The 9,642-nt window shown below is 70.2% G+C and carries 11 protein-coding genes; 2 read left to right on the plus strand and 9 right to left on the minus strand.

The annotated features are described in order from the left end of the window. Together V6M46_RS04490 and V6M46_RS04495 are read right to left on the minus strand one after the other, a co-directional pair. Positions 1-518: DUF5926 family protein (locus tag V6M46_RS04490; RefSeq protein WP_332662576.1), on the minus strand; the 518-nt coding region annotated here is incomplete at its 3' end. 33 nt (positions 519-551) lie between these two features. Continuing rightward, entirely contained in the window at positions 552-947 is a 396-nt protein-coding gene (locus tag V6M46_RS04495) for an ATP-binding protein (RefSeq protein ID WP_332662577.1), read from the minus strand. Positions 948-1,114: 167 nt separating this feature from the next. On the opposite strand from V6M46_RS04495, the gene V6M46_RS04500 reads away from it, so the two are divergent. Next, the gene (locus V6M46_RS04500) at positions 1,115-1,432 is read left to right on the plus strand and encodes a rhodanese-like domain-containing protein (protein ID WP_332662578.1); all 318 of its coding nucleotides are present in this window, start codon (positions 1,115-1,117) and stop codon (positions 1,430-1,432) included. Here V6M46_RS04500 and V6M46_RS04505 read toward each other — a convergent pair. From V6M46_RS04505 to V6M46_RS04520, 4 genes are all read right to left on the minus strand, one after another. Continuing rightward, the gene (locus tag V6M46_RS04505) at positions 1,429-2,583 is read right to left on the minus strand and encodes a CPBP family intramembrane glutamic endopeptidase (protein WP_332662579.1); all 1,155 of its coding nucleotides are present in this window, start codon (positions 2,581-2,583) and stop codon (positions 1,429-1,431) included. The genes V6M46_RS04500 and V6M46_RS04505 overlap by 4 nt on opposite strands. 73 nt (positions 2,584-2,656) lie before the next feature. Next, the gene (locus V6M46_RS04510; RefSeq protein ID WP_442880444.1) at positions 2,657-2,935 is read right to left on the minus strand and encodes an HU family DNA-binding protein; all 279 of its coding nucleotides are present in this window, start codon (positions 2,933-2,935) and stop codon (positions 2,657-2,659) included. A 97-nt stretch (positions 2,936-3,032) separates the two neighbouring features. Then, the gene (gene aat, locus V6M46_RS04515) at positions 3,033-3,686 is read right to left on the minus strand and encodes a leucyl/phenylalanyl-tRNA--protein transferase (RefSeq protein ID WP_332662581.1); all 654 of its coding nucleotides are present in this window, start codon (positions 3,684-3,686) and stop codon (positions 3,033-3,035) included. After that, complete coding sequence (locus tag V6M46_RS04520; protein WP_332662583.1) at positions 3,683-4,648, minus strand: aminoglycoside phosphotransferase family protein; 966 nt, start codon at positions 4,646-4,648, stop codon at positions 3,683-3,685. The genes aat and V6M46_RS04520 overlap by 4 nt, the downstream gene beginning before the upstream one ends. A 72-nt stretch (positions 4,649-4,720) precedes the next feature. Here V6M46_RS04520 and V6M46_RS04525 point away from each other — a divergent pair, with 72 nt between their 5' ends. After that, complete coding sequence (locus tag V6M46_RS04525; protein ID WP_332662584.1) at positions 4,721-5,395, plus strand: EcsC family protein; 675 nt, start codon at positions 4,721-4,723, stop codon at positions 5,393-5,395. 121 nt (positions 5,396-5,516) lie between these two features. Here the strand turns inward: V6M46_RS04525 and V6M46_RS04530 are convergent, their stop codons facing one another. The 3 genes from V6M46_RS04530 to V6M46_RS04540 all read right to left on the minus strand — a co-directional run. Continuing rightward, the gene (locus tag V6M46_RS04530; RefSeq protein WP_442880445.1) at positions 5,517-6,440 is read right to left on the minus strand and encodes a hydroxymethylglutaryl-CoA lyase; all 924 of its coding nucleotides are present in this window, start codon (positions 6,438-6,440) and stop codon (positions 5,517-5,519) included. Further along, positions 6,437-8,302: an acetyl/propionyl/methylcrotonyl-CoA carboxylase subunit alpha gene (locus V6M46_RS04535; RefSeq protein WP_332662585.1), complete on the minus strand. Its 1,866-nt coding sequence runs from the start codon at positions 8,300-8,302 to the stop codon at positions 6,437-6,439. Before V6M46_RS04535 ends, V6M46_RS04530 begins: the two co-directional genes overlap by 4 nt. 11 nt (positions 8,303-8,313) lie before the next feature. After that, a partial coding sequence (locus tag V6M46_RS04540; protein ID WP_332662586.1) for a carboxyl transferase domain-containing protein occupies positions 8,314-9,642 on the minus strand: 1,329 nt, incomplete at its 5' end.

The raw sequence follows: 9,642 nt of genomic DNA on the forward strand, positions 1-9,642 counted from the left end.
GCCGAGTCGACCGATTCCAGCTTGATCGTCGGTGCGATCGTCTGGTTGGCCTCGGCCAGCAGCTCAGCCGTCTCCGGCCGGTCGTCGGTGCCCTCGACCCAGTAGTCGAACCCCTGGTGCACCGTCACGTCGAAGCCGCTCGACGGGTCGATCAGGTCCTGCAGGCGCGGGCCGACGCCGGGCTCGGCCATCCGCACGGGCTGGCCGGGCTCCATCTCGAACGCGGTCTCCACGACGTACGCGAGATCGCGGCTGATGTCGCCGAAGTTGTGGGCGACCTGCAGGCCGATCCAGATCTCACCGTCAGGTCGTACGATGCCGGCGCCGTTGCCCGGCAGCAGCGAGCACACCTTGACGGGCTGACCAGAGGCCAGCTGGATCGTCGCCGTCGCCGAGGGGACGAACTCGCGCAGGGCGATCCAGTCGGCCTCGTTGGGGAGTCCTTCGAAGGTGCGCGCCACGAACGGCATGCGTTCCTTCTTGGCGGCCTTGTTCTTGAGTCGCGACTTCTTGCCCATGAGGGGCGAGTCTAGGCGACCTCGATCGGCCGGTCAGTGCGGGCTGAGGCCGAGCTCGGCGTTGACCCGGGTGCCGGCCGACATGTCGACCCACCAGCGGTCGGCGACACGGTTGATGATCGACAGGCCGCGGCCGCTGAGCGAGTCCTCGTCGAAGTCGATCGGCTTGAGCGATGCGCCCTTGCCGGCGTCGTAGACGCTGAGCTCGAGCAGGGTCCCGTTGATGGCCCAGGAGATCTCGATCGTGCCGTCGGACGTCGGCACGCCGTGGCTGACCGCGTTGGCGATCATCTCGCTGATGACGATCAGGGCGTCGTCGATGACCTCGTTGGAAGCCCGGTTGACCGTCAGAAACCCGGCAAGGCGGGTGCGGGCGATGCCGGGCGTCGAGGCCACGAAAGGCAGGCGGATCGTGTCATGAGCCTTCATGACACCCACCGATCTGCCGAGGAACAGGAGGTGCCGCCGGTTCCGCAGGTGCGAAAAGCGACACGCTATATAGCCCAAAGTAACTACTTGAGGGGGTCCATCGCTACTCCTGGACCCAAGAAGACCCCGTTCGTGTCGCAACGCACAGGGCGAGAGACCATGGAGACATGAGCGATTCCGTCATCCCGACCACCGACATCCACGGCATTCCCGAGGTGATCCCGGCCGATCTCGTCGTGCTCGACGTGCGCGAACCCCACGAATGGGCGGCCGGGCACATCGCCGGCGCGCTCCACATCCCGATGGGCGAGCTGCCGTCCCGCGTGGGGGAGCTCGACCCCGCGGCGCGGACGGTCGTCGTGTGCCACGTCGGCGGGCGGTCGGCCCGCGTCACGGCGTGGCTGCACGCGCAGGGTCACGATGTCGTGAACCTCGATGGCGGCATGGACGCCTGGGAGCAGGCCGGGCGACCGGTCGCGAGCTAGCGGCGCTCCTGGCCCCAGCCCGGTGGCAGGTCCCCGGGATAGTCCGGTGTGCCCGGGTGCAACGCCGGAGGCGCGGGTACGTTCGCCGGTGGCGCCCAGGCCTGCTGCGGCGGCCCGGGGGCGACCGGTTGCGGCGCGGGGTGCCACGGCTGCGGCGGCGGGTACCACTGCGGAAGCGGGGCCGGCTGGACCGGCGGCCACCAATAGGCGTACGGGGGCGGCGGCCACATCGGCGCCGGTGGCGGCGGTGGCGGTGGGATCGGCGGTCGGGTCCGCTGGAGGCCCTGGCGGCGAGCCGCCCACTCGACCCAGACGAGGAACACCGCGCTCGAGATGACCGTCGGGATGAGGTCGAGCGGCCCCGCACCGCTGGAGTCGGTCGCCGAGATCATGCCCAGGGCATCGAGCACGAACAGCACGACGTTGTTGGCCACGTGCGCCGCGATGGCGGCCTCGAGTCCACCCGTACGTATCGTCACGACGGCCGCCATGAGGCCGAAGATGCCGACATCCACGAGGCCCCACAGGTCGTACGTGTGCCCGGCGACGAACAGCGGCACGGAGACGATCACCGGGATGAACGCGAAGCGGGACCACGAGCCCACGAGCTGCATGACGTAGCCGCGGAAGACATACTCCTCGGCGGCCGCCTGGAACGGCGTGAGCAGCAGGATGAGCCCGATCGCGACGATCGCCCTCGTGCTGACCTCCGGCGCGCTGACCTCTGCCGGCTCGGTCGCCTCGGCGAGTGCGATGGCTCCACCGATCGTCGCGACGAAGACGACGGCGGCCATGACGGCGGTGCGGCCCAGCCAGCGCCACCGCAGGCGACCGGCCACGGACGAGAGGTAGCCGATGGGGCGCGGTCCCGTGACGAGCACCGCGAGCAGCAGCGCCGGGATCAGGATGACGATGGAGAGCATGTCCAGGACGAAGAACTCCAGGTGCTGCAGGTCCAGGTCGCCGGATGCGTCCGCCCAGGCCTTGAACTTGTCGAGGTCCGAGCTGGCCGCGAACAGGATCAGCGTCACCAGGAGCAGGACCAGCCCGCCACCCATCCAGATGGCGCCCGTCAGGAATCCTGCGGCGGGCAGCCTCCACCACGCGTACGCAGGCGTCTCCCGCGCGAGCCGGTGATAGCGGGTGGACATGGCCGTCATCCTCACACAGAAATGGAACAGCGCCACCGGGTTGTCCCGATGGCGCTGCGCGATTCGTGCGGTGTTACTTGGCGGCGGCCTTGAGGCGCGAGCCGACGCTCACCTTGACGCCGAAGCCCGCGGGGATGTCGATCGTCTCGCCGGTCGAGGGGTTGCGACCCGTACGTGCGGCACGCTTGACGCGCTCGACGGACAGGATGCCGGGAATCGAGACCTTCTCGCCATTGCTGACGGAGTCGAGCAGGATCTCGCTGAAGGACGAGAGGACGGCGTCGGCCTCGGCCTTGCTGGTGCCGGCCTTCGAAGCGAGGGCAGCGACGAGGTCGTTGCGTGAGATAGCCACAAAAGCTCCTTGTGAGTGATGGGTGTGACCGTCAGTCTATGAACTCGCGGTGACTACGCAATCTCGCCCCCACAGGGGTGTCGATCGCTGACCTGCTTTAGCGCCAGATTGCAGGCGGTTCGGCGTCGACGAGCGGTGCGATCGCCTGCAGGTAGCGATCCCGCGGCCACTCCGTCACGCCCAGTGATGCCAGGTGTTCCGTACGCCACTGGGTGTCGATCAGCGCCTCGTCGCCGACGACCTCGACGAGCCCCATGAGCGCGACCTTGGACGCATCGGTCACCCGGTGGAACATCGACTCACCGGCGAACAGCCGGCCGATGCTGAGTCCGTACAGGCCACCCACGAGACGCCCGTCAGCGTCCCGCGTCTCGATCGAGTGCGCCCAGCCCAGGCGGTGCATCTGCACGTACGCCTCGCGGATCGGTGAGTCGATCCAGGCGCCGGGGCGCGAGGGGTCGGCGCAGGCGTCGATGACCTCCTCGAACGACTCGTCGATCGTCACGTCGAGTCGCCGCCGCGACCTCGCGAGCGACCGGCTCACGTGCAGGTCCGACGGGACGAGCACGCCCCGCAGCATCGGCGACCACCACAGCAACATGCCGTCGTGCGGCATCGGGAACGCGCCGCGCCGGTACGCCTCGAGCAGCGTGCCGGGCTCGAGGTCGGCACCGGCGGCGATGCAGTCCTCGGGCGGCCACTCTGCGGGGTCGAAGACCCACGGCGTCCGCGGCAACGGCATCCTCGTCATGCGTCGAGCACCCGGGACAGGTGGTGCAGGGGAGCGATGCCCCATTCGGCCCACTCGACGGCGCTCGCCTCGGCGAGGCAGGTCCACCACGTCATGGCCCGGTTGACCGGCTGGGTCAGCCCGGTCGCGGTCCACTGCGGCTCAAGCTCAGCCGGGTCAATGCCCCATGCGTCGCAGTACGCCCCCAGGACGTCGGGCCAGGACAACGAGGTGCGCTGGGTGATCCAGCCGTACGGCACGCTCAGCAGCTCGGCGGCGTGCGCCCACTGGGCGTCCCCGAAGTCGAAGACGCGCAGCGAGCCCGGGGCGACCGCAAAGACGTTCCACGGGTGGACGTCGCCGTGCTGCCACGTCGCCGGCAGCGACGACTCGGCGAGCTGCTGGACGGCGTCGACGACCGCGGGCCGGGTGGCGCGCAGGCGCGATCCCAGGTCGGCATCGATGTGGGACGGATCGTCCTCCGGCAGGGCGGCCAGGATCTCGAGCAGCCGGTCGAAGCGGTCGAGCACCGTCAGGGGAGAGCAGTCCGGCAGCCCGGTGGCCAGCAGACGATCGGCCTCCGACGCCAGGGTTCGTTGCAGGGCCGCCGCCTCACCGAGCACGAGGCGCCAGTCGTCGACGGTCGGCTCGTGCGAGTCCCCGAGCGTCGATCCGCGATCACGCGTCACCATCCAGCCGCTCTCGGGCCGGGTCGCGTACGGGGCGTCGACGGCATCCGGCGCGAGCCGCGCCAGCTCGTCGTGAAGTCGTGGCTCGAACGCCAGGGCGGCGCAGTTGGCCTTGAACCACAGCAGCCCGGCCTCGGTCGGGACCGTGAGCTGCGTCGACCACGGACGTACGCGTGGCTGCTCGATCGGCCCGCTCAACGTGTCGCCGTGCAGGTCCAGCTGCTCGCGGATCCAGGATTCGGCTTCCTGCCGCCAGTCGTCGCCGACCACGCGCTCGGAGAAGGGGCGGGCCATCTCCACAGCGTAGGGCCAGAACCGCGGGCCACTCGAGGATGCCGCCCTGCAACGCCCGCCTATGCTGGGCAAATGGGAGTTCGCCGAAGTGTCGCCGTGACCGCCGGCGCCAAGATCGCCCCCGCGCTCGCCTCCGGGTACGTCCGCACCGTGCTCGACCACGCGATCGACGGCATCGGGCCACTGCGCTCAGCAGCCGCGTCGGCCGACACCAAGCTGGTCGACAACGGCGGCGACGTCGAGAAGGCGATCCGCGGGCTCACCCGGATGCACGCGAGCCTGGCCGGCGTGCAGGGCTTCGTCACGAACCTGGGTGGCTTCTCGACCCTCGCGGTGTCGGTGCCGGCCAACGTCGTCGGGGTGACGCTCGTGCAGTGCCACCTCGTCGCGGGCATCGCGCACCTGCGGGGATACGACCTGGAGGACCCGCGCGTCCGCAACGCGATCCTCGCCTGCATGCTCGGCGAGGACGCCGTCACGGCACTCGTCAAGCGGCACCGCCTGCCGTCCTCGCCGATGGCCCTGGCCACCTCGCCGGTGCACGATCCCGTGCTCGACGAGACGCTGTCGCGCGAGGTCACCGCCGAGCTCGTCGCACGCACGGCCGGACGCCGCGCCGTGACACTGATCGGCCGGCGCATCCCTCTGCTGGGCGGCGCGGTCGGCGGGTCGAGCGACGCGCTGGCGACCTGGCACATCGGGCAGTTCGCCGCCGACGAGCTCCGCGACCGCCGCCTGGCCACCTGACCCCCGCGGTTTACCAGGAGAACGTGGTAAACCGCCACTTCTCCAGGCAAATCTGCCCGGAGAAGTGGCGGGTTGCCGGGAGAAGTGTGAGGCCTGCAGTCGGCGCGGGTGCCCGGTGCGCTCAGCCCAGCGCCCGGACGACGGCGCTGGCCGGCTCCTTGCCCAGCACGCCCGACATCCAGATGCTGGTCCGCACCAGGGCCTCGAGGTCGACACCGTGCTCGATGCCCAGCCCGGTCAGCATCCACACCAGGTCCTCGGTCGCCAGGTTGCCGGTGGCGCTCTCGGCGTACGGACAACCGCCGAGGCCGCCCGCCGACGCGTCGAACGTCGTGATGCCGTGGCGCAGGGCGGCGTACGCGTTGGCGAGCGCCTGCCCGTAGGTGTCGTGGAAGTGCATCGCCAACCGGTCCACACCGACGCCGGCCGCGCCGAAGGCATCGATCAGTGCGCCGACGTGTGCGGCGGTCGCGACGCCGATCGTGTCGCCGATCGACAGCTGCGATGCGCCGAGGTCGAGCAACCTCTTGCCGGTCGCCACGACCTGGCCGACCGGCACGTCGCCCTCCCACGGGTCGCCGAAGCACATCGAGACGTACGCCCGCACGTCCAGGCCCGCCTCCCGCGCCCGGCCGACGACGGGCTCGAACATCGCGAACTGCGAGTCGAGCGTCGCGTTGAGGTTCTTCTGCGCGAACGTCTCGGTCGCGCTGCCGAAGATCGCGATGTGGCTGCAGCCGGCCTCGAGCGCCCGGTCGAGCCCACGCTCGTTGGGCACCAGGACCGGCAGCGGGGTCGCGCCGGCGAGCGGCAGCCGCGCGACCAGCTCGGCGGCGTCGGCGAGCTGGGGGACCCATTTCGGGTGGACGAAGCTCGTCGCCTCGACGATCGGCAGCCCGGCGGCGATCAGCCGGGTGATGAACTCGGCCTTGGCGTCAAGCGGCACGATCGCCGACTCGTTCTGCAGCCCGTCGCGCGGGCCGACCTCGTAGATCGTGACCGCCTCCGGCAGCTCCGGATCACGTACGACCATCGGCGTGATCACGTGTCCTCCTTGACGGGATGCACCGTGAACAGGAGGTGCTTGATCGGCACCTGGTCGCCCATGGCCGCGCCGACGTGGGTCACGACGCCATCGTAAGGAGCCAGCAGGGCCAGCTCCATCTTCATCGCCTCCACGACCCCGAGCTGCTGGCCGAGCGAGACGGTGTCGCCCTCGGCGACGTCGACCCGCAGGACGGTGCCCGGCATCGGCGACACCAGCTCCGCGTCTGTCGCCGCGCCCAGGCGGTGGCCGCCGCGCATCGGGTCCGGAGCATCGAGTCGCCAGTTCTGCCCCTGCCACGCGATCGTCAGGCCGTCGGCGTCGGCGATTGCCAGCAGTTCGTCGCCGACCTCGTCGTCATCCGTGAACGCGAACTCCCACGAGGTGTCCGCCTCGTCCACCAGGACGATGCGCGTGGGAGCCGGATCGGAGGCGGATCGCCACCCGTCGTTGAGCGACCACGGCGAGTCACCCTCCGGCACCGTGAAGCTCGCCCACAGGAGCGCCGCCGCGCGGGCCGCCTCCGCCGACAGGACCGGCGGGGCCAGCAGGTCGATCGAGGCGTCGCTGTCGAGCCATGCCGTGTGCACGTCACCATCTGCGAAGTCGTGGCTCGCGACGAGCCGGCGTACGAATCCGAGGTTGGTCGTCACGCCGAAGATGCCGGTGTCGTCGAGCGCCTCGATCATCCTGTGACGGGCGTCCTCACGGTCGGCGCCGGTGACGACGATCTTGCCGAGCATGGGGTCGTACGCCGTGGAGACCTCCTGGTCCGCGCCCAGATCCGTCTCCACGCGGACGCCCTCAGGCCAGGCAGCGTCGATCACGTGACCGGCCTGCGGCAGGAAGCCGGCGTAGGGGTTCTCGGCGTACACCCGGACCTCCATCGAGTGACCCGTCGCCGTGATCTCGTCCTGCGCCAGGGGCAGGGGCTCCCCGGCCGCGACCCGCAGCTGCCACTGGACCAGGTCGACGCCGGTGATCTCCTCGGTGACGGGGTGCTCGACCTGCAGGCGGGTGTTCATCTCGAGGAAGTACGCGTGACCGTCGGCGACGAGGAACTCGACCGTGCCGGCACCGGTGTAGCCGACCGCCTGGCACAGGGCCACCGCCGACTGGTGCATCGTCGTACGCAGCATCGGGCTCAGCCCGTACGCGGGCGCCTCCTCGACAACCTTCTGGTGGCGGCGCTGCACCGAGCAGTCGCGTTCGTAGAGGTGGATGACGTTGCCGGCGGTGTCGCCGAACACCTGCACCTCGACGTGCCGGCCGGCTTCGACGTACTTCTCGACCAGCAGCGTGTCGTCGCCGAACGCCGCAGCGGCCTCCCGCCCGGCCGCCTCGATCGCCCCGGCAAGAGCGTCCGGCTCACGCACGATGCGCATGCCCTTGCCGCCTCCGCCGGCCGCCGCCTTGACCAGGACCGGATAGGCCTCGGCCGGTACGCGCTCAGGGTCGAACTGCGGAGTCACGGGCACGCCGGCCTGCTCGGCGATGGTCCGGGCACGGTCCTTGCGGCCCATGGCCTCCATGACCTCAGCGGTGGGGCCGATGAACACGAGGCCCGCGTCGACGACGGCCCGGGCGAACTCGGCTCGCTCCGACAAGAAGCCGTATCCGGGGTGGATCGCCTCGGCGCCCGACTCCTTCGCGGCGGCGATGACCCGCTCGATCGAGAGGTAGGACTCGGTCGCCGGGGTCGGACCGAGGTGCACCGCGTCGTCGGCGAGGCGTACGTACGGGGCATCGGCATCGGCGTCGGAGTAGACCGCGATGCTGCGCAGTCCGGCCTCACGACAGGCGAGGATCACCCGCCGGGCGATCTCGCCACGGTTGGCAACCAGGACACTGTGGAACGTCATCAGATGGCCCCTCACATTCTGAAGACGCCGAATTGCGGCGCCGGGGTCGGAGTGGCGGCGGCTATCTGGAGTCCCATGCCGAGGACGCGGCGGGTGTCGACCGGGTCGATGATCCCGTCGTCCCACAGCCGGGCGCTGGAGTAGTAGGGCGACCCCTGCTGGTCGTACTGCTCACGGATCGGCGCCCGGAACGCCTCCTCGTCCTCGGCCGACCACTCGCCGCCCTTGGCCTCGATGCCATCGCGGCGGACCGTGGCGAGCACCGCGGCCGCCTGCTCGCCGCCCATGACCGAGATTCGCGCGTTGGGCCACATCCAGAGGAACCGCGGGTCGTACGCCCGGCCGCACATGCCGTAGTTGCCGGCGCCGAACGACCCGCCGATCACGACGGTGAACTTCGGCACGACCGACGAGGCGACCGCCGTGACGAGCTTGGCGCCGTCCTTGGCGATGCCCCTGTTCTCGTACTCCTGGCCGACCATGAAGCCGGTGATGTTCTGCAGGAAGACGAGGGGGATGCCGCGCTGGTTGGCGAGCTCGATGAAGTGGGCTCCCTTGAGCGCCGACTCGCTGAACAGGATGCCGTTGTTGGCGATGATCGCGACGGGATAGCCCCAGATACGGGCGAACCCGCACACCAGCGTCTCGCCGTAGAGCGGCTTGAACTCGTGGAGTCGCGAGTCGTCGACGACGCGGCGGATGACCTCGCGCACGTCGTACGGGGTGCGGCCGTCGACCGGAACGACGTCGTAGAGCCCGGCGGGGTCCTCCGCGGGCTCGACCGGCTCGTGCGGAGGCTCGGCGCTGGTCGGCCGCTCGAGCGTGCCGATGATCGACCGGACGATCTGCAGCGCATGCTCGTCATCGTCCGCGAGGTGGTCGACGACCCCGGACAGCCGTGCGTGCACGTCGCCACCCCCGAGGTCCTCGGCCGTCACGACCTCGCCTGTCGCGGCCTTCACGAGCGGCGGGCCGCCGAGGAAGATCGTGCCCTGCTCCTTGACGATGACGGACTCGTCGCTCATGGCCGGCACGTACGCCCCGCCGGCCGTGCAGGAACCCATGACCGCCGCGACCTGCGGGATCTGCTGCGCCGACATCTGGGCCTGGTTGAAGAAGATGCGACCGAAGTGCTCGCGGTCCGGGAAGACCTCGTCCTGCATCGGCAGGAACGCGCCGCCGGAGTCGACGAGGTAGATGCACGGAAGCCGGTTCTGCTGCGCGATCGTCTGGGCGCGCAGGTGCTTCTTGACCGTGAGGGGATAGTAGGTGCCGCCCTTGACCGTGGCGTCGTTCGCGACGATGACGCAGTCGCGCCCGCTGACCCGGCCGATCCCCGT

The organism is Aeromicrobium sp. (genome assembly GCF_036676885.1).
GTDB lineage: Bacteria > Actinomycetota > Actinomycetes > Propionibacteriales > Nocardioidaceae > Aeromicrobium.

Coding starts and splice junctions, on each gene's coding strand:
- V6M46_RS04520 (WP_332662583.1), bottom strand. CDS start 4,648: ATGGCCCGCCCCTTCTCCGAGCGCGTGGTCGGCGACGACTGGCGGCAG.
- V6M46_RS04495 (WP_332662577.1), bottom strand. CDS start 947: ATGAAGGCTCATGACACGATCCGCCTGCCTTTCGTGGCCTCGACGCCC.
- V6M46_RS04535 (WP_332662585.1), bottom strand. CDS start 8,302: ATGACGTTCCACAGTGTCCTGGTTGCCAACCGTGGCGAGATCGCCCGG.
- V6M46_RS04525 (WP_332662584.1), top strand. CDS start 4,721: ATGGGAGTTCGCCGAAGTGTCGCCGTGACCGCCGGCGCCAAGATCGCC.
- aat (WP_332662581.1), bottom strand. CDS start 3,686: ATGACGAGGATGCCGTTGCCGCGGACGCCGTGGGTCTTCGACCCCGCA.
- V6M46_RS04500 (WP_332662578.1), top strand. CDS start 1,115: ATGAGCGATTCCGTCATCCCGACCACCGACATCCACGGCATTCCCGAG.
- V6M46_RS04505 (WP_332662579.1), bottom strand. CDS start 2,583: ATGTCCACCCGCTATCACCGGCTCGCGCGGGAGACGCCTGCGTACGCG.